The sequence below is a fragment of the Amycolatopsis sp. GM8 genome (genome assembly GCF_021653975.1).
Taxonomy (GTDB): domain Bacteria; phylum Actinomycetota; class Actinomycetes; order Mycobacteriales; family Pseudonocardiaceae; genus Amycolatopsis_E.
On record NZ_JAJKFK010000001.1, the window covers coordinates 1 to 14147 of the forward strand.

The window sequence follows — 14147 nt, forward strand, 5'->3', positions numbered from 1 at the left end:
CGGCGTTCTCGTGCCCCAAGGTGTAGGGCAGCCGCGGGTTCATCGCCGCGGCCCACTGCCCCTCGATGATGTGCAGGTCGGTGCGGCAGACACCGGCACCGCCGACGCGCACGATCACATCCAGCGGTCCGGACAGGCGAGGCTCCGGCACCTCCTCGACGACGGGCTGCTTGTGGTAATCGTGCAGGCGTACGGCCTTCATTGGCTCTCCTCGCGGGTGACGATGGTGGAAGGATCAGGGCAGCGGAACGGGTTTTCCGGTCGTCGTGACCGACCGCGACGACCGCCGGGACGTGGTGGCCGCGAAGACCGCGACCGCGGCCACGACCAGGGGAGCCACGAGCAGCCCGAACAGGGATCGTGGCGACCACGAGTGGTCGAGCAGCAAACCGGCCAGCGCCGGCGCCGTCAGGGCACCGACCCGGCCCACGGCCATCGCCCACCCGACGCCCGTGGCACGCACGGAAGTGGGGTACATGCCGGGCGCGAGCGCGTTGAGCCCGTTGCCGCTGGCGTTGATGAACATCCCGACCGCGACCGCGGCGGCCAGCGCGGCGGCGATCGCACTGAGGAACAGGCTCATCGCGAGGAACGACACTCCCGCGGCCAGGAAGCACAACACGGTCAGCACGCGCAGCGACACCTTGAGCGCGAGCGCACTGAACAGCAGGGTGCCCGCTATACCACCGAGATTGAGCAGGAGACCCGCATTGGTGCCTTCACCCGCCGAAAAACCGCTCTGCTGCAACAGAAGTGGTGTCCAGCTCGCGGCGAAGTAGAACCCGGCCATCATGACGAAGTAGGACAGCCAAAGCAGGACGGTGCGCACCGCGTCGCTGGTCAGCAACCGCGTCACCCGCACCCGGACTTCGCCGGGATCCGGCTCGGGCAGGATGTCGACACCCTGCAACCGCATCCGGGCCAGCAGCGCGTTGACCCTGCTCAGCGCCCCCTGCGGCCGGCGGGTGATCAGGTAGTCCAGCGATTCCGGCATTGCCACGGCCACCGCGAGCACCATGATCAATGTGAGCGCCGCGCCGACGAAGAAGGTGCCGCGCCAGCCGTATTGGGCGAGCACGAGTGTCGCGACCGCGCCGCCCAGCACCCCGCCGATCGGCAGTCCCGTGCCGTAGAGCGCGATCATCGTGCCACGCAGGCGCCGCGGCGAGTACTCGGTGATGACCACGGGCAGGCCCGCCACCATTCCCCCGATCCCGAGGCCGGTCCAGGCGCGAGCTCCGGCGAGCATCGCGAAACCGTTGCTGAAGCCGGCCACCGTCATCCCGATGGTGCACATGATCAGGCAGATCAAGGTGAGCGGCCGCCTGCCGATGCGGTCGGCCAACGGGGCCAGCACCGCCGAGCCGACCGCCATCCCCACGAGCCCGCTGCTGAGCAGCACGCCCACCTGCGAGTCCGACAGGGACCAGTCGTGCGCCACGCCCGGCGCCGCGAACGACATCACCAGGACGTCGAAGCCCTCGACGAGGTTGATGACGAGGCAGAGCACGACAACGGTGACCTGGAACCGGCTCATTCCGGAGCGGTCGATCGCATCACGAACCGACATGGCTGTCCTCCTTATTGGCGATACGCGGTGGCATCGATCTCGACCAGCAGGTCCGCACGCACGAGGCCCGCGACGATCAGCAGCGTGTTCGGCGGGTATCCCCCGCCGGGGTAGTGCGCGGCGAAGTATTCGTCGCGAGCGGCATAGAAATCGCTGACGTCGTCGCGGGTGGTCAGGTAGCTGACGAACCGGACGACGTCGCCCAATGAGGCACCCTGCGATTCGAGGATGATACGGATGTTCTCGTAGGCACGAATCGTCTGAGTCGCCACGTCCGGCCCCGCGACGGAATTGTCTTCGACGATTCCACATTGGCCCGCGACGCAAATCATCTCTCCCGCGCGTGCCACATGTGAATAAGCGCTGAATGGCGTCCCGATCCCAGCCGGGTTTTCATAGGTGGGCAAGGGTGCCCCCGGCGAGTACTCGATCGAAGGCCAGCGACAGTTCGCCGCTCTCCCCGGCTTGCCGGGACCGCCAGGCGACGTGTCCGTCGGGGCGCACGAGGGCGGTGCCCTCCCGGCCGATGGACACTGGCCCGAGCAGGTGCGGCAGTCGTTTGACCTGCAGGGGAAAGGCGGCCGCCGCAGCCAGATCCTTGCCGGCCTGCTCCCACGCCTCCGCCTCCGGTCCGCAGACGAGCACGAAGGCGGTGTCGAACCAGTCGATGCTCGACTCGGTCTTCTCGACGTCGATCCAGAAATGCGGGAACCGCGCCCCGGGGCGGTCGGTCGGCCAGTAGTGCTCCGAATCGTACGGCGGTATCAGGGATCCGTCGTCGACAATGGCGCCGTTCGCGTAGATGTATCCCAGGGTGTGGCCGTCGCTGTGCAGCTGCTTGTTCTGCTCGACGAGCAGTTCTCGCCAGCGCTCCGGTTCTTTTTCGCGATTGCGGAACGCGACGGTCATTTTGTCCAGCCGCTGCTGGTTGCGCACGGCGAAGTCCGTATTGGACTGTGCGACCGGGCGACGTTCCGACTCGTAGGTGTCGAGCAGGGCGTCATCGGCCGCGCCGGAGAGCACCGACACGATCTTCCAGGCGAGATTGTGCACGTCCTGGACCCCGGAGTTCAGGCCATTGCCGCCGGCCGTGGGAAACCGGTGGGCGGCGTCCCCGGCGAGGAACACCCTTCCCGCCCGGAACCGCTGCGCGACCTGGGCGCTCATCCGCCACGTCATCACATTGATCCGCTCGACCTCCAGATCGGGCAGCTCCCACTGCTCGCGCACCATTTCGATCAGGCGCTCCTCCGACAGCGGCTCCTCGCCCTCCCGCAGCTTCTGCACCGCGAGCCACCGGTCCCCGTCCGGGCCGGTGGTCAGCACGTTCACCTCGGGCAGGCTGGGGTCGGGCGGCCGGACCAGGAACCCGATCGCGCTCCGCACGTGCGGCAGGTGCCCCAGGTCGGCGCGGTAGTAGTGGTTCGCCATCAGCTCCAGGGTTTCCGGGCCGTCCATCACGATCCCGACTGCGTCGCGCACCGCGCTGTTCGCCCCATCGCACCCGACCAGGTACTGCGCGCGGACCTCGAACTCCTCCCCGCCGGACACCCACCGCACCCGCGCCGTCACGCCACCGGCGTCCTGGGCGATCGACACGAGTTCGGCGGACCGGCGCACCTGTGCCCGTGGCCGGGTCGCCAGCGCGTCGTCGAGGGCTTCCTCCACCGCGTCCTGAGGGACGATCGACCGGGGCGCCGGGGTGTGCAGGCTCGGCGCGGGATCGGTGTACGCCACGAGGGGTCCATTGAGGCTCTCGCACCAGCAGGCCACGTCCGCCTCCTGCGCCAGGCCGGCCCGGCGCACCCGGTCTTCGATTCCCCACAGCCGGAACAGCTCCATCGTCCGGGGGTGGCACCCTCGCGCCTTCGGATGCGTGGTCGTGGCGGGCCGCCGTTCGACGAGCAGGCTTTCCACGCCGAACCGGTCCAGCAGCACGGCCAGGCTCATGCCGACCGGGCCGCCGCCCACAATGAGCACGGGAACCTCGACCATCAGGACCTTCCTTTCAGCACAGGTGGCGGCCGAAACCGTGGTGGCGCAAGGGAAGTCGCCGGGTCCGTGACCGCAGCAAGAACGGTGCGGCACAACCACCCCGGCGGTCGAGAGGGGTGTGCAAAATTTACACAGCGAAAAGGGGTTTCCAGCGGGTCTGTGGTTACGATGAGCGCTCGGCGGCGATGCGGAGGTGCGATGGAGCCGACGAAGACCCGGCTCGCGTGGGAGCGGTTCCAATCCGGCGCGCACGCCCCGATCCGGCCGGAGATCGGCGCTTCGTGGCGCCGCTCCCGCAGCAGCGGCGTCGATCCGGACCGGCTCGACCTGACGCACAGCGAGGTCGACCTCAAGTCACCGTTCGTCCGCACCGCCGCGCCGGTGCTGCTGGGCATGGCCGACCTGCTGACCGGCAGTTCCACCTCGCTGGCGCTCTCCGCGACGGACGGCACCGTGACCTGGCGCTGGGAGTCCGAACGCACCCTCACCCGCGACCTGGACCGGATCGAGTTCGAGCCCGGTTCCCAGGTCGCGGAGCAGAGCGCCGGCACCAACGGCATCGGGATCGCCGCGACGACGCACCGGCCCTCGCTCGTGATCGGCGCCGAACACTACAAACAGCTCTGGCACCCGTGGGCCTGCGTCGCCGCACCGGTCATCCATCCGATCACCCGGCGCGTCGCGGGAATGGTGAACGTCGCGTGCCGCGCCGAGGACGCGAACAGCCTGCTGCTCGTCGCCGTCCGGGCCCTGGTCGACGGAGTGGCCGGCGCGTTGCGCGACGCCGCGACCGCACGCCAGCGGCGGATGCTCGACGCGCACCTGTCGTTCCGGTCGGCGTCGACGGCGCCGGTCGTCACCATCGACCGCCGGACGATGATCATCGAAGACGACGCCGCGGAACTGGGCCTGGACAGGGCGGCCCTGTGGGCCGCGGTGGTGGAGGCGGGCCCGTCGGCCACCGAGATCGTGCTGGCCGGCAGTCTGCGGGCGCGCTTCTATCCGGTCACTCGTGGCCGGCTCGACGATGGTGTCGTGCTCGTGCTCACACGCGGTTCGACCTCCGAATCGGGGACGAGCGCGCCAGGTCCCGGTTTCGCCGGCGGACTCGGCCCGCTGGAGCAGGCCGAGCTGCGGGTGATCACCGACACGCTCGCCCAATGTGATGGGAACAAGTCGGAAGCCGCCGCTCGCCTCGGTATTTCCCGCGGCACGCTCTATCAGCGACTACGCCGCTACCACCAGGTATGACCACCCGATGGCCCCGCGGCGTCACGTCATCGCGGCGATGACCTGATCGGCCGCGACCCGGAGGGCCGCTACGTGCTTTTTTTCGATCGCGGCGCTCCAGCGTGCCTCCGGGGCGGCCACGCTGAGGCCGCCGACCAGACCGCGGACAGGGTGGACCAGGGCGATGCCGACCGAGCACACTCCGGGCTCCGTCTCGCCACGGTTGCGACCATGGCCGCGGGCCCGGGCGCCGGCGAGTTCGGCGAGCAGCGCGTCAAGATTCGTCACGGTGCGAGAGGTTTGCGCGGCGAGTTCCCCGCCGGGATAGAGCTTGCGGATCTGCTGATCGGTGGCCGTGGCGAGCATGGCCTTGCCGATACTGGTGGCGTGCGCGGGCCGGGTTTGGCCGACCCGGCCGGTCACCCGAAGTGTGGAGGCGCTCTCGATCACGTCGAGATAGTGAACGTCGGTGCGCACGAGCTTTCCGAGGTGCACGGTCTCGCCGCACTCCTGCGCGAGCAGGGTGAGCACGGGGCGGACGACGCGCATCAGGTCCAGGCTCTGGCCGGCGGCGCGGCCGATCTCGGCGAACGTCGGTCCCGGGTGGTAGCTGCGGGTGGCCGGGTCCTGCACCGCGAAGCCCCGGTAGACGAGCATCGCGAGGAGCCGGTGTGCGGTCGACTGTCCGATCTCCAAGTGGGCCCGCACATCGGACAGCTTCACTTCGCGTCGCTCGGCGAGTAAACGGATCAGCTGAAGTGTCCGGTCGACCGACTCGATGGGGTATCGCGGCACCGGCCCAGCGCCATCGTCTGTCCGCACTTGCCGAGCCTAGCCCACGGACTGCCACTCCTTGGCGATCCGCTCGGCGGTGGAGGTGATCTGGGCGACCCATTCGGGCAGGTGATCGCGCCGGTAGCGCACCGTGGGCATAGCGATGGAGATCGCGGCGGTGACCGCTCCCGGCCGGCCGCGCACCGCACAGCCGATGGCCGTCACCCCGACCTCGGTCTTCTGATCGTTCACCGCGAAACCCTGCCGGCGCACCCGTCTCAGGTCTCGCACCAGTGCATCAAGATCGATCGAGTCATCCGGATCCGGATAGAGCGCAAGGACGTCCTCTTCGTCCATTGTGGCCAGTACGCTTCGACCGCCGGACGCGAGATGCGCTGGGAGTAGCCGCCCCTCACGGTCTCCCACCCGCAGGACCTGATCGCATTCCACCGATGCCGCGAACCTGACCTGATCTCCCACGACCACCTGCAGGTTGCTGGTCTCGCCGGTGCGCGCGGTGAGACTTTGCAGGTGTGGCAACGCGATCCGGCGCAGATCGGCGAGCGGCTCCCCGAAAACCGGTCGCCGGAGGATGGGCCCGGCGCAGTACCTGCGGTCGGCGTCCTGTTCGGCGAAGTCGCGGTACACCAGCATCGCCAGCAGCCGGTGCGCCGTCGACCGGGCGACACCGAGCCGCTGCGCCGCCTCGGTGACCCGGAGTGGCCCCTCCTGCTGCAGGAGTGTCGCCAAATGCAGCGCGTGGTCGACGGAGTCGATGCCATACGCCGGCTTGTTCTTCATAGCAGAACTATATCTGCCGACTGGCAGAAATAGCCGTAGCGTTCCGCACTGACCTTCACCGGAGAAGGAGGAGCCTCGATGTCGAGCCCGTCCCCCGTGCATTCATTGGCCGCGCCGCCCGCCCGGGCCCGAGCACGATCAGCCGTGCTCGGCACGCTGGGCAATGTGATGGAGTGGTACGACTTCACCGTTTATGGATTCCTGGCGGCGGCTATCGGCGCCAATTTCTTCCCCGGGCACGACCCGGCCGCTGCTCTTCTCGCCAGTTTCGCGGTTTTCGCGGTCGGTTTCGTCGCGAGGCCTGTCGGTGCACTGGTGCTCGGGCCCGTGGCCGATCGCCGTGGCCGGAAATTCGTCATGCTGCTGTCAATGCTGTTGATGGCAGCCGGATCGCTCGTCATCGGGCTGAGTCCGACCCACGCGGCCATCGGCACCGCCGCACCCGCGCTCATCCTGGTCGGACGCCTGCTGCAGGGGTTCTCGGCCGGCGGAGAGTTCGGGAGCGCGGCGGTCTTTCTGACGGAGTGGGCGAGCCCCGGCCGCCGCGGGTTCTTCGGCAGCTTCCATCAGGTCGGCACGTACGGTGGTCTGCTGCTCGGCCTGTTCGTCGTAGCGACCCTGACGTCCGTGGCGGGACCCGCCGACGTCAAGGCCTGGGCCTGGCGCGTGCCGTTCCTGCTCGGCGCGCTGCTCGCCATCGTAGTCCTGATTCTGCGCCGCAGGGTCGGCGAGACGCCGGAGTTCGAGCGCCTCGGGGGTGCCGGGGAGGCGCCGGCCGGGAGCCGGACGAGGCCGGTCAAGGGTTTCTTCCTCGCGATGGGCATCGTCGCCCTCTGGGCGGTGACCTCGTTCGTCACCATCAACTACATGCCGACGTTCGCGACCACGTTCGCCCATATCTCCCCGACCACGGCGCTGTGGGCGACCGCCGTCGGCTGCATCGTCGCCGTCGCGCTGATCCCGGTCGCCGGTCACCTGTCGGACAGGATCGGCCGCAAGCCGCTCATTGTGGGCGCCGCGCTGAGCTTCATCGTGCTCCCTGTCCCGCTGCTGTGGCTGGTGGTCACCGCGCCGTCGTTCGGGACGCTCGTCCTGGCGCAGATCGTCTTCGCCCTTCCCACCAGTGCCATCGCCGGCGCCGGGACGGCGACGATCAGCGAACTGTTCGGCACCCGCAATAGGGGCGCGCTGGTGTCGATCGCCTCGGCGATCTCGGTAGCGGCCTTCGGTGGTTCCGGCGGCTATGCGGCCACCCTTCTGGTCCAGACCACCGGGCTCACGATCTCGCCCGCGTTCTACATCGCCGCCGTCGCGATCATCACCCTGATCGCGGGTCTGGCGCTGCCACGCATCGGTACCCGCACGGACCGGTAGCCGGAGTGATTGTCCGGCGCTCCCTGGGGAGCGCCGGACAATCAGCTCACCAAGGCTTGGCGTCCGCGTCCGGTCGGGTCCATACGCCCGCCTCGGCGAGGAGGTCCAGGACCGCGGAGAAGCCGCGTAGCTCGGCCGGGCTCCAGAGTGGGAAGTTGATCAGGATGTTCCGCGTGCCGATGTCCCCGGTGAGCCGGATCAGTCGCTCGGCGACCTGCTCCGGGGTCCCGACGAGCTGGAGCATGGCCTCCCCACTTCCAAGCGCCCGAACTGCCTTGTCCTCGCCCAGTTTGTCGAACATCGCCCGAGCGGTCTCGATCGAACCGAGGATGTCCCCGGCGATCTCCCAGGCCGCCTGCGGATTGAGCGACTCCAGCAGCCGGGCGTACTCCTCCTCCGCCTCACCCTCACCGTCCCGGACCAGGGCGATCGCGAACGGGGTGACCGACACATCGCGCCCGTTGCCCGCGGTGAGAGCGCCCAGCCGGTCACCAACCGAACGGAGCGCGTCCTCGTCCTTGGCGAGCGTCACGAGCTCGTCACACCAGGTCGCCGCGAACGCGGTGCCGGCCTCGGAAGCGCCCGCGCTGACCAGCCGCGGGCGCGGCGTGCTGGCCGGGCGAGGCGCCTTGATCCGGCCCTTCGCACGGTAGTAGCGCCCATCGTGGTCGATCGGCTCGTGCTCGGCCCACAGCCGCTGGACCACGTCCACGAACTCGGCGGCCATGGCGTAGCGCTCGTCGTGCTCGACGAACTCCTCGCCGAACAACGCCGCTTCCGCGTCGCTGAACCCGGTCACGACGTTCCACCCCCAGCGTCCGGAACTGAACGCGTCGAGCGTCGCGCCCATCCGGGCGACGTGGGCGGGCTTGTGGTGCGTCGTGTGGAACGTGGAGATCACCCCGATCCGCTGGGTCACCGCGAAGATGCCCATCGCGAGCAGCGGAGCGTGGAAGGCCGGCGATTGGTGTCCGGCGAGCTCGGCGGCCCGCTGGTGACCGGACCAGTTGTCGGCGATGAACAGCGAGTCGAAGCCGACCTCCTCCGCGGTCGTGGCCAGCTCGAGCAGGTTGTCCCGGTTGAGCCGCGGTGTGCGCCGGGCGGCCTCGTCGGACCAGACGTGATTGGTCTGGCCCGCGGGGAAGAAGTAGCCGATCGATAGCCGGTCGGCAGCCGGTTGTGCCATGGGGGTGGCTCCTCTCCAGAGCGGGTCGTCAGTCGGACGACTGGGTGAAGACGCGGGAGAACTCGTGGGCGTCCTCGGGCGAGTTCATGACCTCGATGAGGGTCGGCTTCGGGCTCACGAAGGCCTTGTCGAGCGCCTTGCGGAGTTCGGCCGGGGTGGCGACCCGGTGGCTGTCGAGTCCGAGGCTGGCGGCGAAGCCGGCGTGGTCGATGGCGGGCTGGTCGAAGGTCCAGCCCATCACCGACTCCGCGTCGACCAGCGGTGACTTCACCACCGTGGCCAGCGCGCCGATGTCGCGCCAGCCGCCGTTGTTGAGGATGACGAACACGACCGGGACCTCGAATTGCGCCGCGGCGTAGATCGCGGTGGACGAGAACATGAAGCCGCCGTCGCCGAGTACGGCCACCACCCGGCGGTCCGGGCGGGCCAGCTGGATGCCGATGGACGCGGGACCGCCCCAGCCCTGGGCGCTGGCCTTGCCGGAGATACCGAAGAACGTGCTGGTGTCGGCGATAGGGAGCAGGTCTTCGACGAACGGCTCGCCCGAGGCGCAATGGTTGACCACGATCGTGCCCTCGGGCATGGACTCCTGGATCTCGGTGACGATCCGCCCGATGGCCAGCTCGTCGTCGTCGAACCGGATGGCGCGTACCTCGGCGTTGTGGGCGTCCCGCGCGCGGTGGAGTTCCTGAGCCGTGGCAAGCCGGGCATCGCGACGGGCGGCGGGCACCGGGCCGAGTTCGCGCAGGACCGCTTCGAGCGTGGGCCGTGGTGTGCCGAGCACAGCCAGATCGGGCCGGATCTGCCGGGTCAGCATCATCGGGTCGGGGCTGAGCACGACGACGGTCGCGTCGCCGAAGCCGACGGGCCGGGTCAGCCCCGACTCGGTCAGCTCCACCCCGAGGAGCAGCACGAGATCGGATTCGTCGACGAGGGCACGGTTCGCGCTCAGCTTGCCCGCGAACTGCGGGTGCACCGTGGGGAAGCCGAGGTCGGCGATCTTGTCCTCACTGACGACGGTGGCGCCGAGCGTTTCGGCCAGCGCCACCGCCGCGCCCACTGCGCCGTAGCGCTCGACCTCGCTGCCTGCCACGAGCAGCGGGCGCTCGCTCGTGCGCAGGAGCTCGGCCAGCCGGGCGAGCGCCTCGGGTGCGGCGGTGAAGTCCGCGAGCACCTCGGTCCGACGGACTGGCGCGGTGTCCATTGTGTGCTCCAGCCACACGTCCATCGGGAACGCGAGGTGGACCGGGCCGTACGGCGGGGTGTTGGCGATCTGGAAGGCCCGCTCGACCAGTTCCGGGATCCGCTCGGCCGACGGGATTTCGCAGCTCCACTTGGTGAACTGCTCGCTCATCTCGGTCACCGCGCGCGGCACGGCGGCGTACTGGTCACGCCCGGCGAGGCCGCGGCTGGACGTGGTGCTGGTGAACACCAGCGGCACGCTGTCCGCCCACGCCGTGGTCAGCGCCATCATCCCGAGCCCGGTGCCCGAGGCGTGGTACACGTTCACGAACGCGGCCGACCGGTTGGCCCGCGCGTACCCGGCGGCGATCAGCCCCAGGTTCGTCTCGTTGAGCGCGGAGATGTAGCGCACCTCGTCGCGATGCCGGTAGAAGGCCTCGGCCAGCGGGAACAGGCCGAGCCCGACGATGTTGAAGGCGTCCTTGACGCCCATCCGCACGAGCGTGCGGACCAGCAGCTCCGCCCCATCGACCTCGACTGGTTCCATGCCCGATCCTTCCTCGTTCACGTCTGTCGTCAAAGCTCGTCCGCCACCCCGTGGTAGCGGTCCCAGAAGGCCATCCGTGCCGGATCCGGCACGTGGTCCCCGACGTCCGGCTCCACGTCCCACGCCATGACCGGCAAGGCGCCATCGCCGAGTGCGGGCCAGGCGCCGGGGTCACCATCGCGAGCGAAGTCGACCCAGGCATGCATCAGCGCCGCGGAGAGCGCCCGATCCTCATCGGTCCAGTCCCATTTCCACGCGTCGAACGTGCCGAAGACATAGGGCACTTCCCCGCCGTGGAACGCGCCCGCGAAATCACGTTCGACGAGATCGGCATCGGACGGAATGGGTGGCCTGCGCAGGAATCGGTAGTACCAGGCGGGTGCGCTCAGCCGGCTGCTCTGGATCCGGGCGGCGGTCCACGTGGACCAGACGAAGACCTGGTCGGCGATCAGGTCCCAGCTCGCCTGGCGGGCCTGCTCGTCGGTGGCGGCCGGGTACAGCGCCAGGACCTCCGCGGCGCGCTCGCCGAACGTTTCCCCGACGTAGTCCCGGTAGGCGCCGAGCGTATCGAGATAGGGCAGCCCGGAGGCCTCGTTGCCCGCGTTGCCCGCGATCATCGGCACGTCCGCGACCTCGCCCGCGAGGAAGGCCGAAAGTGGGTCGCGGGGCAGCACGTGACCGTCGATCACCGGGTAGCCGGAGTCGAAGATGTGCAGACTGATGGTCGCACCGGGGAACAGGGCGAACGACCACGGCCCCTCGGTCCTGGGCAGCGGCGCGGCCATGATCTGCTCCGCGGGCAGCCCGCGCATCTCCTCGATCGACGACACTCCGAGCAGCCGGGCAACCTCGACCCCGGCCTGCTCCCCCGCCGCCAACGTAGACGGGTTCGCCGGATGACCGAAGCCGTCGAGCGCGGGCGCGACCCCGGGTGCGCTCTGCGCGATCACCTTGTGGAAAAGCCCGGCGCTGAGCGGGGAACAGCGCAGATTGTGCACGCTGTGCCCGCCGGCCGAAACCCCGAACAGGGTCACGTTCTCAGCGTCACCACCGAACGCGGCGACGTTGCGCTGAACCCATTGCAGGGCCGCGATCTGGTCCATCAGACCGTAGTTGCCGGACCCCCCGTAACCGGACTCCGCGGTGAGATCGGGATGGGCCAGAAAACCGAGACGGCCGAGACGGTGGTTGACCGAGACGACGGTGACGCCCTCCGCCGCGAGCGCCGCGCCGTCGTACATCGGGTTGCCGGCTGAGCCGAGCTGGTAGGCGCCGAAGTGCAGCCATACCATCACCGGCCGGCCGGTCTGTCCCTCCGGACCGGTCCAGACGTTGAGGTACAAGCAATCCTCGCTGAACCGGGTCTCGCCGCCGTAGTAGAGCGAGTTGGCCGGCGGCGGGAACTGCTGGCTCGCGGGTCCGAACTCCTGCGCGGCGCGGCGGCCCGTCCAGGGCTCGGCCGGTTGCGGCGGGCGCCAGCGCAGCGCGCCGACCGGCGGCGCCGCGTACGGGACGCCGAGAAACGCGCGCACACCGCTGGGCTTGGGGAGACCTTCAAGGTCACCGGTCTCGACCGTGACTACAGGGGTGGTCTCGATGTTCACCACGAGAAGCTCCGCTCGCTCGGCGGGACCCAGATCCCGGCGTCCCGGCAGTGGTCGAGCACGGAGCGGAAGCGACGGACCTCGCCGGGGTTCCAGAGCGGGAAGTTGATCAGGATGTTGGCGGTCGAGGTCTGCTTCTTCAGCTCGACCAGCTGTCCGGCGACCTGCTCGGCGTCGCCGAACAGCTTGAGGATGCCGCGGCCGCTCCCCCACGCCTTCGCGGCCTCCTGGGGCTCCTCACCCGCGAGCGCCTCTTTGATCGATTCGACTCCGCCGAGGATGTCGGCGGCGAGTTCCATCGTGGCGTGCACGTTCAGGGTCCGGGTGAGTCGCTCGTACTCCTCCTCGGCCTCGCCCTCGCCGTCGCGGACGATCGCGATGGCGAACGGCGCGGTGGTCACGGTCCGGCCGCTCGCCGCCAGCAGGTTCTCCAGCCGGTCATCGACGGCCCGGATCTTCTCGACCGTGTTTCCGGCGACGACCAACTGGTCGCAGTGGTTCGCGGCGAAGGCCATGCCCGCGGCCGAGGCACCGGCGCTGACCAGCAGCGGGGTCGGCTGCTGCACCGGCCGCGGCGCCTTGATCCGGCCCTCGGCGGTGAAGTACCGCCCGCGATGCTCGATCGGGTCGTCCTCGGTCCAGAACCGCTTGACCACGTCGACGAACTCCGCGGCGACGGCGTAGCGGTCGTCATGGGCGGCCATCCCCGCTTCGCCGAAGAGCCGGGCCTCGGCGTCGCCGAAGCCGGTGACGACGTTCCAGCCCCACCGGCCCCCGCTGAACGCGTCCAAGGTGGCGCCCATCCGGGCGACGTGGGCGGGCTTGTGATGGCTCGTGTGCACCGTCGTGATCACCCCGAGGTGCTCGGTGACGGCGAAGAGTCCCATGGCCAAGAGCGGTGCCTGGAACTTCGGCGACTGATGGCCGTACCGCTCGGCGACCCGCTGGTGCCCCGACCACGTGTCGGCGATGAACACCGAGTCGAAGCCGGCGTCCTCGGCCGCCCGGGCCATCTCGAGGAACACGTTCCGGTCCAGCTTCGGGGTGGCCGCGGCCGCCTCGTCGGACCAGATGTGGTCGGTCTGGCCGGTCGGGAAGAAGTAGGAGAAGCTCAGCAGGTTCGGGTCGGGCACGCGTGTTTTCACATGAACGTCCTTGTTCAGCGGGGTGGAGGTGAAGCCCCGGTCAGGGCAACTGCCGGACCAGGTAGTCCCAAGCGGTGTGCACCGCGGCGTCGTTGTAGATGTGCTCGCGCTTGATCAGCGCCTCGTCGTCATTGGTCCAGACCGGCTCACCGCGATAGGCGATGGTCCGGAGCATCTGTTCGGCGGCGGTCTCCAGCAGCAACGCCGCGAAGGTCGCCGTCTGCAGATCCGGCCCCACCGTCACGAGCCCGTGGTTCACCAGGAACACCGCGGACCCGTCGCCGAGCGTCTTGGCCACGGACCGGCCGAGCTCCGGGGTGATGATCAGGTCCGTGGTCTCGGTGAAGCGCGGCACGCTGGGCGGGACGAAGTACGTCGCCGCGTGGCTGACCGGGCGCAGCTCGACGCCCGCCGCGGCGAGCGCGACCGCGTGCGGGGAATGGGCGTGCACGACGCCGCCGACGTCCGGCCGCGCGAGCATGATCTCGGTGTGGATCGGGAACTCCAGGTGTCGCGGTCCCTCGCCTGCCAGCACCTCCCCCTCGGGCGAGACGAGGTGCACGCGGTCCGGGGTGACCTCGGCGAGGCCGAGGCCGCTCTGCTTGATCCACACCCCGCGGCCGTCGGAGTCGCGGGCGGAGGCGTGGCCCCAGATGAAGTCGCCCTGATCGGCCTGGCCGAGGATGCGCGACGCGAGCGAAACGAGCCCGCGGATGTCTTCTGTAATCGGCATGCTGTC

The 14147-nt window shown here is 69.5% G+C and carries 13 protein-coding genes; 2 read left to right on the plus strand and 11 right to left on the minus strand.

All coding sequences use genetic code 11. The annotated features are described in order from the left end of the window. From LOZ83_RS00005 to LOZ83_RS00020, 4 genes are all read right to left on the minus strand, one after another. Positions 1–202 (minus strand): alcohol dehydrogenase catalytic domain-containing protein (locus LOZ83_RS00005; RefSeq protein WP_236787599.1); only part of this gene is annotated, 202 nt, incomplete at its 3' end. Positions 203–235: 33 nt separating this feature from the next. Next, positions 236–1570, minus strand: a complete 1335-nt coding sequence (locus LOZ83_RS00010; protein ID WP_236787601.1) for an MFS transporter — start codon at positions 1568–1570, stop codon at positions 236–238. 11 nt (positions 1571–1581) lie between these two features. Next, positions 1582–1977, minus strand: coding sequence for a RidA family protein (locus tag LOZ83_RS00015; RefSeq protein WP_236787603.1), 396 nt, complete (start codon positions 1975–1977; stop codon positions 1582–1584). Next, positions 1964–3565, minus strand: a complete 1602-nt coding sequence (locus tag LOZ83_RS00020) for an FAD-dependent monooxygenase (RefSeq protein WP_236787605.1) — start codon at positions 3563–3565, stop codon at positions 1964–1966. Before LOZ83_RS00020 ends, LOZ83_RS00015 begins: the two co-directional genes overlap by 14 nt. A gap of 198 nt (positions 3566–3763) precedes the next feature. Here LOZ83_RS00020 and LOZ83_RS00025 point away from each other — a divergent pair, with 198 nt between their 5' ends. Next, complete coding sequence (locus tag LOZ83_RS00025) at positions 3764–4816, plus strand: helix-turn-helix domain-containing protein (protein WP_236787607.1); 1053 nt, start codon at positions 3764–3766, stop codon at positions 4814–4816. Positions 4817–4837: 21 nt separating this feature from the next. On the opposite strand, the gene LOZ83_RS00030 is transcribed toward LOZ83_RS00025, so the two are convergent. Then, complete coding sequence (locus tag LOZ83_RS00030) at positions 4838–5617, minus strand: IclR family transcriptional regulator (protein WP_236787609.1); 780 nt, start codon at positions 5615–5617, stop codon at positions 4838–4840. Positions 5618–5626: 9 nt separating this feature from the next. After that, a complete protein-coding gene (locus LOZ83_RS00035; RefSeq protein WP_236787611.1) occupies positions 5627–6370 on the minus strand; it encodes an IclR family transcriptional regulator in 744 nt (247 codons plus the stop codon). A 78-nt stretch (positions 6371–6448) separates the two neighbouring features. Between LOZ83_RS00035 and LOZ83_RS00040 the strand changes: the two genes are divergently transcribed. After that, positions 6449–7744: an MFS transporter gene (locus LOZ83_RS00040; protein WP_236787613.1), complete on the plus strand. Its 1296-nt coding sequence runs from the start codon at positions 6449–6451 to the stop codon at positions 7742–7744. Between the two features lie 46 nt (positions 7745–7790). Here the strand turns inward: LOZ83_RS00040 and LOZ83_RS00045 are convergent, their stop codons facing one another. The 5 genes from LOZ83_RS00045 to LOZ83_RS00065 are packed head-to-tail and all read right to left on the minus strand — an operon-like array spanning position 7791 to position 14141. Then, complete coding sequence (locus LOZ83_RS00045) at positions 7791–8930, minus strand: LLM class flavin-dependent oxidoreductase (protein ID WP_236787614.1); 1140 nt, start codon at positions 8928–8930, stop codon at positions 7791–7793. Between the two features lie 28 nt (positions 8931–8958). Beyond that, a complete protein-coding gene (locus LOZ83_RS00050; RefSeq protein WP_236787615.1) occupies positions 8959–10659 on the minus strand; it encodes a thiamine pyrophosphate-binding protein in 1701 nt (566 codons plus the stop codon). 29 nt (positions 10660–10688) lie between these two features. Beyond that, on the minus strand, positions 10689–12266 hold the full coding sequence (locus LOZ83_RS00055) for a carboxylesterase/lipase family protein (RefSeq protein ID WP_236787616.1): 1578 nt from the start codon (positions 12264–12266) through the stop codon (positions 10689–10691). After that, positions 12260–13408 carry an LLM class flavin-dependent oxidoreductase gene (locus LOZ83_RS00060; RefSeq protein WP_236787617.1) on the minus strand — a complete coding sequence of 383 codons (1149 nt, stop codon included), beginning with the start codon at positions 13406–13408 and terminating at the stop codon, positions 12260–12262. Before LOZ83_RS00060 ends, LOZ83_RS00055 begins: the two co-directional genes overlap by 7 nt. A gap of 40 nt (positions 13409–13448) precedes the next feature. Further along, entirely contained in the window at positions 13449–14141 is a 693-nt protein-coding gene (locus tag LOZ83_RS00065) for a class II aldolase/adducin family protein (protein ID WP_236787618.1), read from the minus strand. Positions 14142–14147 lie beyond the last annotated feature (6 nt).

What these genes read in the sequence shown, in the direction of transcription:
- LOZ83_RS00010 (WP_236787601.1), bottom strand. Translation starts at nt 1,570, where the DNA reads ATGTCGGTTCGTGATGCGATCGACCGCTCCGGAATGAGCCGGTTCCAG.
- LOZ83_RS00065 (WP_236787618.1), bottom strand. Translation starts at nt 14,141, where the DNA reads ATGCCGATTACAGAAGACATCCGCGGGCTCGTTTCGCTCGCGTCGCGC.
- LOZ83_RS00025 (WP_236787607.1), top strand. Translation starts at nt 3,764, where the DNA reads ATGGAGCCGACGAAGACCCGGCTCGCGTGGGAGCGGTTCCAATCCGGC.
- LOZ83_RS00020 (WP_236787605.1), bottom strand. Translation starts at nt 3,565, where the DNA reads ATGGTCGAGGTTCCCGTGCTCATTGTGGGCGGCGGCCCGGTCGGCATG.
- LOZ83_RS00040 (WP_236787613.1), top strand. Translation starts at nt 6,449, where the DNA reads ATGTCGAGCCCGTCCCCCGTGCATTCATTGGCCGCGCCGCCCGCCCGG.
- LOZ83_RS00045 (WP_236787614.1), bottom strand. Translation starts at nt 8,930, where the DNA reads ATGGCACAACCGGCTGCCGACCGGCTATCGATCGGCTACTTCTTCCCC.
- LOZ83_RS00035 (WP_236787611.1), bottom strand. Translation starts at nt 6,370, where the DNA reads ATGAAGAACAAGCCGGCGTATGGCATCGACTCCGTCGACCACGCGCTG.
- LOZ83_RS00050 (WP_236787615.1), bottom strand. Translation starts at nt 10,659, where the DNA reads ATGGAACCAGTCGAGGTCGATGGGGCGGAGCTGCTGGTCCGCACGCTC.